The following is a 17,151-nucleotide window of genomic DNA, read 5'->3' as shown; positions in this document are numbered from 1 at the left end:
CTTCTAGGCTCCACCAAGCGGAAAGAGTTTTCCGCTGCCACCAGCACGGAAGTGCCACCGCACGGAAGGTCCCCGATGTCGAAGCGCGTGCTCACCACCGAGTCCGGCGCCCCAGTCGCCGACAACCAGAACTCAGCCTCCGCCGGCGTCGGCGGCCCGCTCCTCCTCCAGGACCAGCACCTCCTGGAGAAGCTCGCCCGCTTCAACCGCGAGCGCATCCCGGAGCGCGTGGTGCACGCCCGTGGCAGCGGCGCGTACGGCCACTTCGAGGTGACCGACGACGTCACCGGCTTCACGCACGCCGACTTCCTGAGCGAGGTGGGCAGGCGGACCGAGGTGTTCCTGCGCTTCTCGACCGTGGCCGACAGCCTCGGTGGCGCGGACGCCGTCCGCGACCCGCGCGGCTTCGCGGTCAAGTTCTATACGGCGGAGGGCAATTACGACCTCGTCGGCAACAACACCCCGGTGTTCTTCATCAAGGACCCGATCAAGTTCCCCGACTTCATCCACTCGCAGAAGCGCGACCCGTTCACCGGCCGCCAGGAGCCGGACAACGTCTGGGACTTCTGGGCGCACGCCCCCGAGGCCACGCACCAGGTGACCTGGCTGATGGGCGACCGGGGCATCCCGGCGTCGTACCGCCACATGAACGGCTACGGCTCGCACACCTACCAGTGGACGAACGCCGACGGCGAGGCCTTCTTCGTCAAGTACCACTTCAAGACGAACCAGGGTGTCCGCTCCCTGTCGTCGGAGCAGGCCGCCGAGCTCGCGGGCAAGGACCCGGGCTCGCACCAGACGGACCTGCTCCAGGCCATCGAGCGGGGCGTGCACCCGTCGTGGACCCTCTATGTGCAGCTGATGCCGGCGGCCGAGGCGGCCGACTACCGCTTCAACCCGTTCGACCTCACCAAGGTCTGGCCGCACCAGGACTACCCGCTGCGCCGGGTGGGCCGGCTGGTGCTGGACCGCAACCCGGACAACGTCTTCGCCGAGGTCGAGCAGGCCGCGTTCTCGCCGAACAACTTCGTGCCGGGCATCGGTCCCTCCCCCGACAAGATGCTCCAGGGCCGGCTGTTCGCCTACGCGGACGCCCACCGCTACCGCCTGGGCGTCAACCACACCCTGCTGGCCGTGAACGCCCCGAGGGCCACGACGGCGCAGAACTACGGCCGTGACGGCTTCATGGCGACCAACTCCCAGGGCCGCGGGGCGAAGAACTACGAGCCGAACTCCTACGACGGCCCCGCCGAGACCGGCCGCCCGCTGTCGGCCCCGCTGGCCGTGACCGGCCACACCGGCACCCACGAGGCGCCGCTGCACACCAAGGACGACGACTTCTTCCAGGCCGGCGAGCTGTTCCGGCTGATGTCGGCCGAGGAGAGGTCCCGTCTGGTCGCCAACATCGCCGGCGGCCTCTCCCAGGTCTCCCGCGACGACGTGATCGAGAAGAACCTGGCCCACTTCCACGCCGCCGACCCGGAGTACGGCAAGCGCGTGGAGGAGGCGGTCCGCGCCCTGCGCGAGGACTGAACCACCAAGCTGCGTACGGCTCCTGACGGGAGGTCATGAGCCGTACGCATCGCCCGCGCCCGTCGCCGGCCGACCCGGATGAGGGGTGGTCGTCCGGCAGGGGCGCGGGCAACGAGGACCGCGGCGGCGTGCGAGCCAGTGCGGTGGTGAAGGTTCCGGCCTCCTTCTTCGACCAGAGGGAAGGAGCCCCCGGTTCCATCGCTCCCGCCGCGGTCCCGAGCCCCCAGACCCCGTCCGGCGGCGCGAATGTCCTGTCGCGCCCAGCCTCGCACCGTCGGACGGCCACAACCGCATACCTCACCGGCCGGAGAGCGCCGGGTACGGACGGTCCCGTACCCGGCGCTCTTCGGCGTCCGGGGTGCGCGCGGGGCCCTTTCGCAGGAGTCTGAAGGCATGGCAGCACAACCAACGGAGCATCCGCACGTCGTGGTGCACGCCCCGGCCCTGGACGGGTCCCGGCGGGTCACCGAGGGCGACGCGACCCTGGGGATCGCCACCCATGTGGACGACGTCGGCGAGATCCTGCGGCTCGCCGACCTGTACGTCACCGACGTGGCGGACAGCGACTTCATCGACTGGCAGGGCGGCGGCCCCGACGACTGGCCGGGGCTGTCGGAGCACCACGAGGAGTAGAGGGAGCGAAGGAGCTGAGGAGCTGAGGAGCTGAGGGGCTGAGGGCAGGAGCGCAAACAGAACGGGGCGGCCCATCCCTTGGATGGACCGCCCCGTCGGCTACTGCGGGTGTGTCAGACCTTGAGCGTCTTGATCGACGTCGGCGCGTGACCCGGCTCCGTGGCGAGCTCCTCGAACTCGACGACGTTGCTGATGTCGTTGGTCGTCGACATGGCGATGTTGGTGACGCGCTCCAGGATGGCCTCGACGACCACCGGGACCTGGAATTCGGCGGCGAGCTTCTTCGCCTGCTCCAGGGCGGCGCCGAGCTCCGCCGGGTCGGTCACCCGGATCGCCTTGCAGCCGAGGCCCTCGGCAACCTTGACGTGGTCGACGCCGTAGACGCCCAGCTCGGGCGAGTTGATGTTCTCGAACTCCAGGTTGACCTGGAAGTCGATCTCGAACGCCCGCTGCGCCTGGCGGATCAGGCCCAGGTAGGAGTTGTTGACCAGGACATGGACGTACGGGATCTTGTGCTGCGCACCGACCGCCAGCTCCTCGATCATGAACTGGAAGTCGTAGTCGCCGGACAGGGCGACGACCTGCGCCTCCGGGTCGGCCTTCGCCACGCCCAGCGCCGCCGGGACGGTCCAGCCGAGCGGGCCCGCCTGGCCGCAGTTGATCCAGTGCCGCGGCTTGAAGACGTGCAGCATCTGGGCGCCGGCGATCTGCGAGAGGCCGATGGTGGACACGTACCGCGTCTCCGGGCCGAAGGCCTTGTTCATCTCCTCGTAGACGCGCTGCGGCTTGATCGGGATGTCGTCGAAGTGCGTACGGCGCTGGAGCGTCGCCTTCTTCTCCTGCGCGGACGCGGCCCACGCGGAGCGGTCGGGCAGCTTGCCGGCCGCCTTCAACTCCCGTGCCACCTCGACGAACAGCTCCAGGGCGGCCTTGGCGTCGGACGCGATGCCGTAGTCCGGGGCGAAGATCTTGCCGATCTGGGTGGGCTCGATGTCGACGTGGACGAACTTCCGGCCGGCCGTGTAGACGTCCAGCTTGCCGGTGTGGCGGTTGGCCCAGCGGTTGCCGATGCCCAGGACGAAGTCGGACTCCAGGAAGGTCGCGTTGCCGTAGCGGTGCGAGGTCTGAAGGCCCACCATGCCGGCGTTCAGCTCGTGGTCGTCGGGGACGATGCCCCAGCCCATCAGGGTCGGGACGACCGGGGTGCCGGTCAGCTCGGCGAACTCGACGAGGAGTTCGGCGGCGTCGGCGTTGATGACACCGCCGCCCGCGACGATCAGCGGCCGCTCGGACGCGTTCAGCATCCCGATCGCCTTCTCGACCTGGGCGCGGGTCGCGGCCGGCTTGTAGGTCGGCAGCGGCTCGTACGTCTCCGGATCGAACTCGATCTCGGTGAGCTGGACGTCGATCGGCAGGTCGATCAGGACCGGGCCGGGACGGCCGGAGCGCATCAGGTGGAACGCCTGCTGGAAGACGCCGGGGACCTGCGCGGCCTCCAGGACGGTCACGGCCATCTTCGTGACCGGCTTGGCGATCGAGGCGATGTCGACGGCCTGGAAGTCCTCTTTGTGGATCACGGCGGTCGGTGCCTGGCCGGTGATGCACAGGATCGGGATGGAGTCGCCGATCGCGGAGTACAGGCCGGTGATCATGTCGGTGCCGGCGGGGCCGGACGTGCCGATGCAGACACCGATGTTGCCGGCGTGCGTGCGGGTGTAGCCCTCCGCCATGTGCGAGGCGCCCTCCACGTGGCGGGCGAGGGTGTGGTTGATGCCCCCCGAGGCCTTCAGCGCCGCGTAGAAGGGGTTGATCGCCGCACCCGGCACACCGAACGCGTTGCTGACGCCCTCGCGCTTGAGGATCTCGACTGCCGCTCGGGCAGCGGTCATACGAGCCATTGAGTACTCCTGCTTCGGCTGTCGGATTCGCACTCCCGTCGCGCCCCGCGGTGAGCTCTTCCGTATTGTGGAAATGTATTTCTGCTATCTGGAAGTAATGTAGGAGGGTGCGCGAATGCCGTCAAGAGAGGGACAAGCCAGGGCCTCTTGGAGGACGATGAGGGCCATGTCCGAGAGCGTGTCCTTGCGCTGCCCGGCCTGCCGTCGCGAGCACGTCTATACGGCGCCCGTGTATCCCTGCGGCTGCGGTGCGCCGGTGGCGCCGCCGCTCGATCCGCACGGCTCCGCGACGGCCGTCACCCATCGCGCCTGGGACGACGAGTGGGTCGAGGTGCGCTGTACGTCCTGCGGCCACGAGGGCGAGTGGCCCCGCCCGGAGCTGGGCTGCCCCTGCGGGACGCTGCTGCTCGTACCGGTGGCGGGGACGGCACCGGACGCGGTGGAGCCGCCTCCGGCTCCCCCGGCGCGCCGCGCCTTCCAGCCCGTCACGATCCGCACCGCCCATGACGCGGTGACGGCGGCCGCCGTGTACCTGCGCTGGCTGGGCTACCGGGACATCCGCCGCACCGGCAGGCGCCCCACGAACGGCGTCGCCCTCTGCGCGGACGGCCTGCTCGCCCAGGTCGACCCGACCGTGGCGCCGGCCTCCCTGCGGGACGTCGAGTGCCTGTGGCTGACCGCCATGACGGAATCCGTCCCCTGCGCCTACTTCTCCCTCTCCGGCTACTCCCCCGAGGCCCGCACCCGCGCCGACACGCTCGGCATCCCCTTGTTCGTCCTCGACCTCACGGGCACGCCCCAGCCGGTCAACAGCCTCGCGGACGACCTGGACGCGGAGGGCGCCGGCCGGTGACACGCCCGCGCCGCCGTTACCGTCCCCTGCCTGTGCCTCACCTCGCGCACCCGCGCCGGCACCCCCCGCACAGGTAATCCGCTCGCGCTTCCCCCACCCCCCGACGGACACTCGGCACATGCGCATCCGCCCGCCGGCGCCCGCCGAGCTCCCGGCCCTCCAGGACATCGAGCGTGCCGCGGGCGTCGTCTTTCGCGGACTCGGCATGGCGGCCGTCGCCGACGACGAGCCGCCCGCCCTGGACGTCCTGGAGCGCTACCGGCGAGCGGGCCACGCCTGGATCGCCTGCGACGACGAGGACCGCCCGGTCGGCTATCTGATCTGCGCACCCGTCGACGCCGCCCTGCACATCGAGCAGGTCTCGGTCCACCCGGCCGCGGCCCGCCGGGGCGTAGGCCGGGCCCTGCTCACCCACGCCGCCGATCGTGCGCGGGAGGAAGGGCTGTCCGGTCTGACGCTCACCACCTTCGCCGAGGTCCCGTGGAACGCGCCGTACTACGAACGCCTCGGCTTCCGCATCCTGGACGAGGCCGAACTCACCCCGGGGCTGCGGAAGATCCGTGCCCATGAGGCGGAACTCGGCCTCGACCGATGGCCGCGGGTGTGCATGCGGCGGAGCTAACCCGCGGCGAACCTCTCCCGCAGCTCCACCTTCCGCACCTTCCCCGACACCGTCATCGGGAAGGAGTCGAGGATCCTCAGCCCGCTCGGGATCTTGTAGTGCGCGAGCCGTCCCTCGCAGAAGGACCGCAGTTCCTCCAGGGTCGGCGGGGCATCCGCGTCGCGCGGGATGACGCAGGCCAGCACCTCCTCGCCGTACCGCTCGTGCGGCACCCCGACGACCTGGACGTCCGCGATCCCCGGGTGGGCGTAGAGGAACTCCTCGATCTCGCGCGGGTAGATGTTCTCGCCACCCCGGATGATCATGTCCTTGATGCGGCCTACGATCTCCACATAGCCGTCCTCGCGCATCGTCGCGAGGTCACCGGTGTGCATCCAGCGGCCCGCGTCGACGGCCTCGGCGGTCTTCTCGGGCTCGTTCCAGTAGCCGAGCATCACGCTGTAGCCCCGGGTGCACAGCTCACCCGCCGTGCCGCGCGGCCGGGTCACGCCCGTCGCCGGGTCGACGATCTTCACCTCGATGTGCGGCAGCACCTGGCCGACCGTGCCGGTGCGGTGCTCCAGGTCGTCGTCCATCCGGGTCTGGAGCGATACCGGGGACGTCTCCGTCATGCCGTAGCAGATGGCGACCTCCGCCATGTGCATCTCGGCGACCACCCGCTTCATCACCTCGACCGGGCAGGGCGAGCCCGCCATGATCCCGGTGCGCAGGGAGGAGAGGTCGTACGACGCGAAGTCGGGGAGGTTCAGCTCGGCGATGAACATGGTCGGCACGCCGTAGAGCGAGGTGCAGCGCTCCTGCTGCACGGCCTCCAGCGTGGCCTTCGGGTCGAAGGAGGGCGCCGGGATGACCATGCAGGCTCCGTGGGACGTGGCGGCCAGATTGCCCATCACCATTCCGAAGCAGTGGTAGAAGGGCACCGGGATGCAGATCCGGTCCTGCTCGTCGTACGCGATCAACTCGCCGACGAAGTACCCGTTGTTGAGGATGTTGTGGTGGGAGAGGGTGGCCCCCTTCGGGAAGCCCGTGGTGCCCGAGGTGTACTGGATGTTGATGGGGTCGTCGCAGGACAGGTCCTCGAACGGGACGGGTGTCGCGCGCGCGATCAGCGCATCCCAGCTCGGGTCCCCGATGAACACCGTCTCCCGCAACTGCGGGCACCTGCCCCGCACCTGCTCGACCATCGCCCGGTAATCGCTCGTCCTGTGGCTCACCGAGGCGACCAGCAGCGAGACGCCGGCCTGATTGAGGACGTACTCGACCTCGTGGGTGCGGTAGGCCGGGTTGATGTTCACCATGATCGCGCCGATCCGGGCGGTGGCGTACTGGACCAGGACCCATTCGGGGCAGTTCACCGCCCAGATGCCCACCCGGTCACCCTTGGCCACGCCGCTCGCGAGCAGGGCATACGCCAACTCGTCGACGTCCGCGGAGAACTGGGCGTACGTCCAGCGCCGCCCCGACTGCACGTCGACCAGCGCCTCGCGGCCCGGCCAGGCCGCCACCGCCCGGTCCAGACTGGCGCCGATCGTATCCCCGAGCAGCGGCGTCTCGCCGGTTCCGTGGGTGTAGGAGCTCACCGGAAGTCCTCCTCGCGGTACTCGGCGTCCGAGCCCGCGGCCGTGGCCTCGCGCAGCTCGATACGGCGGATCTTGCCGGAGACGGTCTTGGGCAGCGGGGCGAACTCCAGTCGGCGGATCCGCTTGTACGGCGCCAGGACCTCCCGTGCGTGCTCGAAGAGCACTTTGGCCGTGTCGGGGCCGGGCTCCCAGCCCTCCGCCAGCACGATGTACGCCTTCGGCACCGCGAGCCGCAGCGCGTCCGGCGCGGGCACGACGGCCGCCTCGGCCACCGCCTCGTGCTCCAGCAGCGCGCTCTCCAGCTCGAAGGGACTGATCTTGTAGTCCGACGCCTTGAACACGTCGTCCGCGCGGCCGACATAGGTGATGTAGCCGTCGGCGTCCCGGGAGCCGATGTCGCCCGTGCGGTAGTAGCCGCCGGCCATCGCCTCCGCCGTACGGTCCGCGTCTCCGTGGTAGCCGGTCATCAGGCCGACCGGACGCTCCGAGAGGTCCAGGGCGATCTCGCCCTCGTCGGCGCCGGGTGCGCCGGAGACCGGGTCGAGGAGTTCGACGCGGAAGCCGGGGCTGGGGCGGCCCATGGAGCCGGTCTTCAGGGGCTGGCCGGGGCTGTTGGAGACCTGGACGGCGGTCTCGGTCTGTCCGAAGCCGTCCCTCACGGTCACACCCCAGGCTCGCCGCACCTGCTCGATGACCTCGGGGTTCAGCGGCTCACCCGCCGCGACGACCTCGCGGGGACGGGTGCGCAGCGCGCTCAGGTCGGCCTGGATGAGCATCCGCCAGACGGTCGGCGGGGCGCAGAAGGTGGTGACGCCCGCGCGGTCCATCTCGGCCATCAGCCGGCTCGCGTCGAAGCGCGTGTAGTTGTGGATGAAGACGGTCGCCTCGGCGTTCCACGGCGCGAAGAGGTTGGACCAGGCGTGCTTGGCCCAGCCGGGCGAGGAGATGTTCAGATGCACGTCGCCGGGCTTGAGGCCGATCCAGTACATGGTGGCCAGATGCCCGATCGGGTACGAGGTGTGGGTGTGCTCGACCAGCTTCGGGTGGGCGGTGGTACCGGAGGTGAAGTAGAGCATCAGCGGGTCGTCGGCCGCGGTCGGCCCGTCGGGCGTGAAGTCGCGGGAGGCGGCGTACGCGTCCTCGTACGGCTGCCATCCCTCGCGCGCCCCGCCGACGGCGACGCGGGTGTAGCTCCCGGGGACCTCGTCGAACTTGCCGGTGTCCTCGGCCCGCACCAGCACATGCCGCACGCGTCCGCGCTCCACCCGGTCCCGCAGGTCGGCCGGCCCGAGCAACGGGGTGGCCGGGATGACGACGGCGCGCAGCTTCATGGCGGCGAGGGCGGTCTCCCACAGCTCGGCCTGGTTGCCGAGCATGACGAGGACCCGGTCCTCGGCCCGCACGCCCCGCGCCCGCAGCCAGTTCGCGACCCGATCCGAGCGCTCGGCCATCTCGGCGAAGGACAGCCGCACCTCGCCGCCGTCCTCCTCGACGATGTGCAGCGCGGTGCGGTCGTTCCCGCGCGCGATCACGTCGAACCAGTCGAGCGCCCAGTTGAACCGCTCGGGCCGGGGCCAGGAGAAGCCCTCGTAGGCGGTCGGGTAGTCCTCGCGGTGCTGCAACAGGAAGTCCCGCGCGCTGCGGAACGACTCCGTCCCCGTCGTCATCCGTCCTCCTAGGTACCGGACCTTGCCGGACGGCTCTCTGCCATCGTGTAATCCGTGACGTGGGTCTCACTACCCCCGAACGGGGGTGTGCGCTCCGGAGACGCCGCAGTGAAAGGGCGAGTACGTGGCAGTGGACGCGGTCGGAACAGTGGAGATAAGGAGCGCGCTGGTGCGCCTGCGCCGCGCGACGGGCCTCCCTGTCGCCTTCGGCGGCCTGGTGGATTCCGGCCACCGGCGGATACGCATCAGCGAACTGAACGGCACGGCCACCGAGTCCCTGCGCAGACTCGCGGTGACCGCCGGCAACGGCCTGGGCGGCAAGTCCGTCGCCCTCGCCCGTCCCTGCGCGGTCACCGACTACTCCGCCTCACGGCAGATCACCCACGAGTACGACGCCGCCGTCGCCATGGAGGGGCTGTGCTCGGTGCTCGCGGTGCCGGTCGTCGTACGGCGCCGGGTGCGCGGTGTCCTGTACGGCGCCCTGCGCACCGCCCAGCCGCTGGGCGACCGGACCCTGACGGCGGCCGTGGCGGCGGCGCGGGACGTGGAGCAGGCGCTGGTGGTGCGGGACGAGGTGCGGGATCTGGTGGCGGCGGCCGGCCCGCCGTCGGCGCCGCCCGAACGGGGCGCGGGGTGGGAACAGGTCCGCGAGGCCCACGCCGCGCTGCGCGCCCTGGCGCCGCGCATCGGCGACCCCGCCCTGCGCGCGGAACTGCTGGACGCCTGCGGCCTGCTGACGGAGGGGTCCGTGCCGGGCAAGGTGCGGCTGGCCCCGCGCGAACTGGACGTGCTGGCATGCGTGGCCGCCGGCTCGACGAACGCGGCCGCCGCCGAACGGCTGGGGCTGCGCGCGGAGACGGTCAAGGGCTATCTGCGGTCGGCGATGCGCAAGCTGGGCGCCCACACGCGCGGTGAGGCGGTGGCGGCGGCGCGCAGGGCGGCGCTGCTCCCGTAGGGCTGTCGTGGGAGCGCCTCGGACCCGCCGCTCACCCGCAGTGGTCCAGCCCACCCCGACAACCCCTCATTCATTCATCCGCGCTTTGAATTTCCCCATGCCCCGTCGCTGTTATTTCCCTCACGACGCGGTCGGTCCGAATTTCAAAGAACAGTTGCCTAATATTGGCCCGGACACGACACACGGAGGGGAGCGGTGACCGTGCGACGGGACTTCAAGGAGCCTGCCAGATGCCGCCCCGACCAGGTCATCGGCAGGGAGGAGTTGTTCACCGCCGCACGTGAGCAGCTCGGGCGGGGCGGCAGCGTGCTGCTTCACGGACCTGCCGGAATTGGGAAGTCGACGGTCCTGCGGGCATTGGCCGGGGAATACGGCGGCGCGGCGCGCACCGTGTTGCGCTGCTCGCCCACGGAGTCCGAATCCCATCTTCCGTTCCTCGCCCTGGCCGACCTCCTAGGTCTGGTCCTGGACGAGGTCTCCGACCGGCTCCCCACCGCCCAGCTCACCGCGCTGGAAGCGGCGCTCACCGGCCGCGGCGAGTCCACCCTGCAACGGGACGGCCTCGCGCTGCGCCTGGCCGTCCTGTCCGCCCTGCGCGCCCTCGCCGACGCGGGCCCCGTCCTCGTCGTCGCCGACGACCTCCAGTGGCTGGATCCGGCCAGCGCCGAACTGCTCGGCTTCGCCGCCCGCCGGCTCGGCGACACCCCGGTCCGGATGCTGTGCGCGGTGCGGACCGAGGGCGAGGAGTACGACCGCCATCTACGCGCGTCCCCGCCGGACACCCTCGCCGTACGGCTGGGCCCGCTGTCCCGCGCCCAGCTGTCCGCCCTGCTGGAGAACCGCGGCTTCACCGGCCTGCCCCGTTCCACGGTCCGGGACATCCACCGCACCAGCGGCGGCAACGCCCTGTTCGCCCTGGAACTGGGCCGCGCCCTCGCCGAGAACGCCACCCCGCCCCGTCCCGGCGAGCCCCTGCCGGTGCCGACCTCGCTGCGCGCCCTGGTGCTCAACCGCCTGGAGATGCTGTCGGACCAGGCCCGCCGCACCCTTCTCGTCGCCAGCGCCGGCGCCCGGCCGACGCTCGCCCTGCTGCACGCGGCCGGCCGGGACAACGCCGAGGCCGAGACCGCCCAGGCCGCCGAACTCGGGCTGCTGGCCACCGAGCCCGAGGGGCCCGCCGTACGGTTCGCGCATCCGATGATCTCCGCCGCGCTGTACGCGGAGGCGCCCGCGCAGGAACGCCGGGCCGCGCACGCCGCGCTGTCCACGGCCGCCTTCGACCCCATCGAACGCGCCCGGCACCTGGCGCTCGCGACCACCGGCACCGACCCCGAGGTCGCCGCCCGCCTCGCCGAGGCAGCGACCCTGGCCCGGGACCGGGGCGCGCCCTCGGTGGCCGCGCAGCTCTCCCTGCTCGCCGCCCGGCACACCCCGGCGGACGGCACGCCGAACCCCGACGTCGTGCGGCTGACCGCCGTCGAGGACGCGATCACCGCCGGTGAGCTGGATCTCGCCCGGGACATCGCCCGTGAGGTGCTCGCCCGCACGGCCGTGCCCGCCGAGCGGGTGCGCGCCTGGATCGCGGTGATCGAGACGGCGGGCCACGCCATGACGGAGGTCGACTCGATCTTCCCGCAGGCCCTGGCCGACGCGGGCGAGGACCCCGAGCTGCTCGCGCTGGTCCACTACCAACTCACCTGGCGCGCCCTGCTGGTGGAGGGCGACTTCGACGAGGCCCGCGAGGAGGCCGGGTACGCGGCGGAGCTGGCCGCGCGGGCCGGCGACCGCTACACCGAGCTCCTGGCGCTCGCCCTCAAGGCGCAGATCGAGACCCTGATGGGCCACTCGGACGCGCCCGCGACCATCCGCCGCGCGCTGGAGGAGCCCCAGGACCCCAGGGTGGCGTGCCATCACAACGGGGCCGGCTATTCCCGCTTCCGCTGGCTGATCATGAGCGACCAGCTCCCCGAGGCCCGCGCGGTGGTGACCGCGCTGCTGCGCGAGGTGCGCCGGCACGGCTGGGTCGAGAGCGAGGTGCACTTCCTGCGCGGGGTCGCCGAGACCGAACTGCACTCCGGTCACTGCGGACGCGCCCTGGACCTCGCCCGGGAGAGTCTGCGCCTCGCCCGTGACACCGGGATCGGCGAGGTGGCCTCGGCCGTGCTGACCTCACTGGCGGAGGCCGCGGGCGGCGAGGTGGACATCGCGCTGGCGCTGGCCCGGGAAGCGGTGGAGCACGCCGAGGAGGTCGGCGACCAGATGTACGTCTCCCGTGCCCTGGCCGCGCTGGGGCACGCCCAGTTGGTGGCCGGGGACACGGAGGCGGCGGTGCGTTCGCTGCGCCGGGTGCGCGAGGTGGAGCAGGGCCTGGGCATCACCGACCCGGCGCGCGGCCGCTGGCACGGCGACCTCGCCGAGGCGCTGGTGCGCTGCGGCGAGCTGGCGGAGGCACAGGACGTCATCGACGTCACCCGCGAACTGGCGTTGCGGCTGGACCGGGAGAGCGTGCTGGCCGTCCTCGACCGCGCCGAGGCACTGGTCCGCGCCGCACGCGGCCAACGGGACGCCGCCCTCGTCCAGTTGACGTCGGCACAGGACCGGCTCGGCAAGCTGGGGTACGGCCTTGAGGAGGCGCGGGCCGCCTTCGCGCTGGCCCGGCTGCACACCGCAACCGCGGGCCCGGCGTCGTACGACGAGGCTGCCCGGCTGTTCCGCCGCTGCCGGGCGCTGCCCTGGCTGCGGCAGGTCGAGGCGGCGACGGCCCTGCCGGCCCCGGAGGCGCCACCCGCCCCCGCCGCCGCTCCGCCCGGCCTGGACGGGCTCGCCTCGATGGAGCGTCAGGTCGCCGCGCTGGTGATGGAGGGCGCGACCAACCGGGAGATCGCCGCGCGTCTGTACATCAGCGTCAAGACGGTCGAGGCGACCCTGACCCGGGTGTACCGCAAACTCGGGATCCGGTCGCGGGTCGACATCGTCAGACTGGCGGCGGAGCGTCGTACGACGTGAGTTCACCCGTACCGGTCGGTGCGCGCGGGTTTGACCGTACCCGACCGAGGGTTTTCCCTGCCCAACTCCCTTAGGGGGTTCCCTCATTGGGAAGGGGAACTTCCGGGACCTACCTTGTGGATGTGCCGCTCGCCCGGGCACACGGGGGTCGGTCCCACGCCCCCCGTGCACACCCCCACACCCGTGCGACCCCCCACCGGCAACCCCCAATGAGGAGACTCATGTTCGGGCTCACCCGCGCCAGAAGGACCGCCGCCGTGGCGGCCACCGTCGCAGCCGCCGCGACGGCCCTGCTCAGCGCCCCCACCGCTGAGGCCGCCGACTCGCGCATCGTGGGCGGATCGACGACCACGACGACCGCGTACCCGTTCATGATGCAGATCACCGACGCCTCCCAGAACCAGTTCTGCGGCGGCACCCTGGTCTCCGCCACCAAGGTCGTCACGGCGGCCCACTGCATGGTCGGCGAGAGCACCTCCGGCGTCCGCGTCGTCGGCGGCCGCACCTACCTCAACGGCACGAACGGCACGGTCAGCCGGGTCAGCGACATCTGGATCCACCCGGACTACCAGGACGTCACCGAGGGCAACGACGTGGCCGTGCTGACCCTGTCCACGTCGATGTCGTACACCCCGGCGTCGTACGTCGACTCCTCGGACACCGGCGTGTACGCGGCCGGCACCACCGCCCGCATCCTCGGCTGGGGCACCACCTCCTCGAACGGCAGCTCCTCCAACCAGCTGCGCACGGCGACCGTGCCGACGGTCTCCAACTCCAGCTGTTCCAGCTCCTACGGTTCGGACTTCATCGCGTCCGACATGGTCTGCGCCGGATACACCTCCGGCGGCGTCGACACCTGCCAGGGCGACAGCGGCGGTCCCCTGCTCATCGGGGGCGTCCTGGCAGGGATCACTTCCTGGGGCGAGGGGTGCGCCCAGGCCGGTTACCCGGGTGTCTACACCCGGCTGACCACGTTCTCGGACGAGGTGACCGAGCAGGTCGAGTCCTGACCGGGAACGGCTGAGAGACCAGGGGGGGGGGGGGGGGGGGGGGGGGGGGGGGGGGGGGGGGCCCCCCCCCCCCCCCCCCGCCCCCTCGTCGGTGGGAGAGCCGATCGGCCGGATCAGCCCTGGCTCTTCTTGATCCCCGCGACAACGGCGACGAGAACGGCGATACCGATGGCGATCCAGAGGGCGATGCTCATGAGGTGTTTCCTTCCGGGTAGGGCGTTGGGATTTACGGGGTTGATTTACCGGGTCGGGGCTTTCAGGGGGACTAAGCGGACCTGGTCATGTCGCCTGCGGTTCGGCAGCGCCGACCAGGGGCGCGGGGAACTGCGCGACCAGCCACAACGGAGCCGCAGACGAACGACGGCATATCGCGGCGTACCCAGCGGAGCGCTAACGCAGCCGCAGTGCCTCGGCGAGCGGAACGCGGGAGCCGCTGCGCAGCACGCTGTTGGCGTACATCCGTCCGGCGATGCGGGTCATGCCGGCCAGTGCGGCGACCGCGAGGAGCAGGGAGAGGGCGATCTGCCAGACCGGGGCGATCCCCAGCAGCATGCGGGCCGGCATCAGGATCGGACTGAGCGGCGGTACGAGCGACAGCCACTCGATCACCGGGTCGTGCGCGTCCTTGCTCAACAGGGCGATGCCCAGCACGAACGGCGTGGTGATGAGCAGCATCACCGGCTGCACCACCCCTTGCAGATCCTCCTGCCGTGAGACCCGCGCGGCGGCCGCCGCCAGCATCGCGGCGAACAGGAAGAAGCCGAGCAGGAACCACACGCCCAGCGTCAGCAGCGTCCCGCCCACCGCGGCCGGCAGCGTGAGGGCACCGGTGCCCTGCGCGAGCGCCACCGCGGCCCCGCCGAGCAGCACGAGCTGGGTCAGGCCGGCCACGGCCACGCCGATGAGCTTCCCGGTGAGGAGCTGCCAGGGGCGGACGGTCGACAGGAGCAACTCCACCACGCGGCTGCTCTTCTCCTCGACCACGCCCTGCGCCAGCGTGATGCCGTAGAAGACGAAGAAGAAGTACAGCAGACCGGTGGAGGACACGATCAGCGCGAACTGTTCGGCCGCGCTGTGCTCCGACGGCTCCAGCGCCCGCACCCGCACGGTGGACGACGCGACGCGCTCCTTGAACTCGACGGGGTCGACGCCCGCGCGTTCGAGTTCCTGGGTGGTGCGCTCCTCGGCGACCGTGGCGCGCACCACGGCGAGCAGGTTCTCGTCCGCCTCACGTTCCACCCGGAGCGTGAGCCGTCCGTCCTCGCCGCCGATCACGGCGGAGAGTTCGCCGTCGCGCAGCAGCCGCTCGCCGCGGTCGGCGTCGACGGTGACGAACTCGAAGTCGGCTGTCCCGCCCGTTCCTTCGGCCACCGCGGTGAGTACCGGGCGCATCGCCGAGACCTCCCGCTCGACGCCGACCTCGGCGGGACCGTCCTTGGCGAGGAGGATCACCACGGCGTAGACACCGACAGCGAGCAACAGCCCGAGGGTGCTCAGGACGAAGGACTTGTTCCGCATCCGGCTGTTGATCTCCCGCCGGGTGACCAGGCCGACCGCCCGACGGGCCGACAGCGTGCCGGGGTCCTGCGGCGTTGGTGTCAGTGTGCTCAACTCTCGTCGCCCCCGCTTCGGTTGTCCGCCGTGCCGGTCCTGGTGACCAGGTCGCGGTAGAGGTCGGCCAGCGGAGGTTGTTCCAGGACGAAGGCGGAGACCGGCCCGGTGGCCAGCGCCGTGTGCAGGACCCGCTGGTCGTCCGCGCCCTTCGTCAGGCGAAGCCGGGTACGGGTGCCCTCGCGGCTGACGACCTCCACGCCCTCCAGCCCAGCTGCCCAGTTCTCGCCCGCCTCCGGGGCGTCGACCAGCAGCCGGCGATCGGCGTCCGCGCTCAGCTCCTCGACCGTCCCGCAGGCGGTGAGCCGCCCGCCGGCGACGATGCCGACCCGGTCGCAGACGCGCTCGACGAGCGACAGCTGGTGACTGGAGAACATGACGGGCACGCCGTCGGCGGCCTGTTCCACGAGCACGTCGTGCATGACGTCCACCGCCACCGGATCGAGGCCGGAGAACGGCTCGTCGAGCACCAGCGCCTTCGGTCCGTGGACCAGCGCCGCGGCGAGCTGGACCCGCTGCTGGTTGCCCAGGCTGAGGTTCTGGACCTCCTCCGCGGCGTACCGGGAGAGTTCGAGGCGCTCGATCCACCGGCCGGCCGCGGTCCGTGCGGCGGCCGACGACAGACCGTGCAACTCGCCCAGATACCGCAGCTGTTCGCCGACCTTCATCCGCGGATAGAGGCCGCGCTCCTCGGGCATGTAGCCGAACTGCCTGCGAGCGGCGAAGTCGACCGGCCGGCCGTGCCACCGGACCTCTCCGGCGTCGGGCGCGAGGACACCCAGGATGATCCGCATCGTGGTGGTCTTGCCCGCCCCGTTGCTTCCCACGAAGCCGAACAGCTCCCCGGCGCGGATGTCGAAGGTCATGTCGGCGACGGCCGTACGTCTCCCGTACGTCTTGCGCACACCGTCGACCTCCAGCGCTGGCACAGTCATGTCGCGCACCTCCCCGTGTGATGTACTAACTCGATGAAGTATTGTGTTAACACATCACTTCGTCAACTTGGTCATACGGATTGACGCTCTACCACGTAGACATGCTTCTCCGACTGATCCGTCACCGGACTGCGGTCCCAGTCGGCCCAGCGGCCGGTGACGCGCAGTCCCGCGAGCCTGGCCATCACGTCGAACTCGGCCGGCCAGGCGTACCGGCTGACCTCGGGCACCTTCCGCAGCTCACCGGCGCCCACGATCGTGTGGACGACCAGCACGGACTGGAGCGACCGGTTCACCTGGACGGTGTCGAGCAGCAGCGCGTCCGGCGCGGGATGACCGATCCGGGTCGTCGTCTCGGTGAGCCGGTGGAACACCTGAGGGTTGTACGTCTCGAAGACCGCCGCCCCGCCGTCCGCGAGCGCGTCATGGATGCCGCGCAGACAACTGATCTGCTGCTCCTGGGTGGGCAGCATGAAGAAGGTGTTGAGCGCCGTGAGAACGAGGTCGTAGCGCTCCTCGACGGCCAGCGCGCCGAAGTCGCCCACCGCGGTGGTGACACTCCCGGTGGTGTCGTTCTCGTGGAGCTTGGCCAGCATCGCGGGGGACGCGTCCACACCGTGCACCCGGTAGCCGTGCTTCGCCAGCGGAATCGCCAGCCGACCGGTCCCGACGCCCAGTTCGAGCAGCGAGGCGGGGGAAGGACGCAGGTCATGCAGGAAGGCGACCATCGAGTCGATGGCGGGGCCCGTGGCGGGATAGAGCGAGTCGTAGACGTCGGCGAGCGACTCGCCGTACGCGCTGCTGGCCTCGGACGGCCGGGGTGTTCCGGTGGTCATGATGGTGCCTCC

13 protein-coding genes are annotated in these 17,151 nt (G+C 71.2%); 7 read left to right on the top strand and 6 right to left on the bottom strand.

All coding sequences use genetic code 11. The features are described 5' to 3' along the window. The first annotated feature begins 75 nt into the window (after window positions 1-75). Both ACIQWG_RS29415 and ACIQWG_RS29410 read left to right on the top strand, forming a co-directional pair. A complete protein-coding gene (locus tag ACIQWG_RS29415) occupies window positions 76-1,533 on the top strand; it encodes a catalase (RefSeq protein WP_404101180.1) in 1,458 nt (485 codons plus the stop codon). A gap of 393 nt (window positions 1,534-1,926) precedes the next feature. After that, entirely contained in the window at window positions 1,927-2,166 is a 240-nt protein-coding gene (locus ACIQWG_RS29410) for a hypothetical protein (protein WP_404101179.1), read from the top strand. Between the two features lie 113 nt (window positions 2,167-2,279). Here ACIQWG_RS29410 and gcl read toward each other — a convergent pair whose 3' ends face one another. Beyond that, entirely contained in the window at window positions 2,280-4,064 is a 1,785-nt protein-coding gene (gene gcl / locus ACIQWG_RS29405) for a glyoxylate carboligase (RefSeq protein ID WP_404101178.1), read from the bottom strand. A gap of 157 nt (window positions 4,065-4,221) precedes the next feature. Here gcl and ACIQWG_RS29400 point away from each other — a divergent pair, with 157 nt between their 5' ends. Together ACIQWG_RS29400 and ACIQWG_RS29395 are read left to right on the top strand one after the other, a co-directional pair. Continuing rightward, window positions 4,222-4,917 (top strand): hypothetical protein, encoded by a 696-nt coding sequence (locus ACIQWG_RS29400; protein WP_404101177.1) that lies wholly within the window; start codon window positions 4,222-4,224, stop codon window positions 4,915-4,917. Between the two features lie 118 nt (window positions 4,918-5,035). Further along, window positions 5,036-5,539, top strand: a complete 504-nt coding sequence (locus tag ACIQWG_RS29395; protein WP_404101176.1) for a GNAT family N-acetyltransferase — start codon at window positions 5,036-5,038, stop codon at window positions 5,537-5,539. Here the strand turns inward: ACIQWG_RS29395 and ACIQWG_RS29390 are convergent. Beyond that, window positions 5,536-7,119 carry an AMP-binding protein gene (locus ACIQWG_RS29390; protein ID WP_404101175.1) on the bottom strand — a complete coding sequence of 528 codons (1,584 nt, stop codon included), beginning with the start codon at window positions 7,117-7,119 and terminating at the stop codon, window positions 5,536-5,538. The genes ACIQWG_RS29395 and ACIQWG_RS29390 overlap by 4 nt on opposite strands. Next, a complete protein-coding gene (locus ACIQWG_RS29385) occupies window positions 7,116-8,786 on the bottom strand; it encodes an AMP-binding protein (RefSeq protein ID WP_404101174.1) in 1,671 nt (556 codons plus the stop codon). Before ACIQWG_RS29385 ends, ACIQWG_RS29390 begins: the two co-directional genes overlap by 4 nt. A gap of 124 nt (window positions 8,787-8,910) precedes the next feature. Here ACIQWG_RS29385 and ACIQWG_RS29380 point away from each other — a divergent pair, with 124 nt between their 5' ends. The 3 genes from ACIQWG_RS29380 to ACIQWG_RS29370 all read left to right on the top strand — a co-directional run bounded on the left by ACIQWG_RS29380 (window position 8,911) and on the right by ACIQWG_RS29370 (window position 13,757). After that, window positions 8,911-9,741: a LuxR C-terminal-related transcriptional regulator gene (locus ACIQWG_RS29380; RefSeq protein ID WP_404101173.1), complete on the top strand. Its 831-nt coding sequence runs from the start codon at window positions 8,911-8,913 to the stop codon at window positions 9,739-9,741. Between the two features lie 195 nt (window positions 9,742-9,936). Further along, complete coding sequence (locus ACIQWG_RS29375; protein ID WP_404101172.1) at window positions 9,937-12,747, top strand: AAA family ATPase; 2,811 nt, start codon at window positions 9,937-9,939, stop codon at window positions 12,745-12,747. A 221-nt stretch (window positions 12,748-12,968) separates the two neighbouring features. Beyond that, window positions 12,969-13,757, top strand: coding sequence for a S1 family peptidase (locus ACIQWG_RS29370; protein ID WP_404101171.1), 789 nt, complete (start codon window positions 12,969-12,971; stop codon window positions 13,755-13,757). Between the two features lie 390 nt (window positions 13,758-14,147). Here ACIQWG_RS29370 and ACIQWG_RS29365 read toward each other — a convergent pair whose 3' ends face one another. From ACIQWG_RS29365 to ACIQWG_RS29355, 3 genes are all read right to left on the bottom strand, one after another. Further along, window positions 14,148-15,368 carry an ABC transporter permease gene (locus ACIQWG_RS29365; protein WP_404101170.1) on the bottom strand — a complete coding sequence of 407 codons (1,221 nt, stop codon included), beginning with the start codon at window positions 15,366-15,368 and terminating at the stop codon, window positions 14,148-14,150. Continuing rightward, window positions 15,365-16,303 (bottom strand): ABC transporter ATP-binding protein, encoded by a 939-nt coding sequence (locus ACIQWG_RS29360; protein WP_404101169.1) that lies wholly within the window; start codon window positions 16,301-16,303, stop codon window positions 15,365-15,367. The genes ACIQWG_RS29365 and ACIQWG_RS29360 overlap by 4 nt, the downstream gene beginning before the upstream one ends. 71 nt (window positions 16,304-16,374) lie before the next feature. Continuing rightward, the gene (locus tag ACIQWG_RS29355; RefSeq protein WP_404101168.1) at window positions 16,375-17,139 is read right to left on the bottom strand and encodes a class I SAM-dependent methyltransferase; all 765 of its coding nucleotides are present in this window, start codon (window positions 17,137-17,139) and stop codon (window positions 16,375-16,377) included. Between the last annotated feature and the right edge of the window lie 12 nt (window positions 17,140-17,151).

It is taken from the genome of Streptomyces sp. NPDC098781, assembly GCF_044759995.1.
Lineage (GTDB): Bacteria > Actinomycetota > Actinomycetes > Streptomycetales > Streptomycetaceae > Streptomyces.
The sequence above is the reverse complement of the archived record's forward strand: the minus strand, read 5'-3'. Positions and strand labels throughout refer to the sequence as shown.

Bases quoted from the DNA above. Each gene is read 5' to 3' on its own strand.
- ACIQWG_RS29415 (WP_404101180.1), top strand. From the start codon at position 76: ATGTCGAAGCGCGTGCTCACCACCGAGTCCGGCGCCCCAGTCGCCGAC.
- ACIQWG_RS29410 (WP_404101179.1), top strand. From the start codon at position 1,927: ATGGCAGCACAACCAACGGAGCATCCGCACGTCGTGGTGCACGCCCCG.
- gcl (WP_404101178.1), bottom strand. From the start codon at position 4,064: ATGGCTCGTATGACCGCTGCCCGAGCGGCAGTCGAGATCCTCAAGCGC.
- ACIQWG_RS29400 (WP_404101177.1), top strand. From the start codon at position 4,222: ATGAGGGCCATGTCCGAGAGCGTGTCCTTGCGCTGCCCGGCCTGCCGT.
- ACIQWG_RS29395 (WP_404101176.1), top strand. From the start codon at position 5,036: ATGCGCATCCGCCCGCCGGCGCCCGCCGAGCTCCCGGCCCTCCAGGAC.
- ACIQWG_RS29385 (WP_404101174.1), bottom strand. From the start codon at position 8,786: ATGACGACGGGGACGGAGTCGTTCCGCAGCGCGCGGGACTTCCTGTTG.
- ACIQWG_RS29370 (WP_404101171.1), top strand. From the start codon at position 12,969: ATGTTCGGGCTCACCCGCGCCAGAAGGACCGCCGCCGTGGCGGCCACC.
- ACIQWG_RS29360 (WP_404101169.1), bottom strand. From the start codon at position 16,303: ATGACTGTGCCAGCGCTGGAGGTCGACGGTGTGCGCAAGACGTACGGG.
- ACIQWG_RS29355 (WP_404101168.1), bottom strand. From the start codon at position 17,139: ATGACCACCGGAACACCCCGGCCGTCCGAGGCCAGCAGCGCGTACGGC.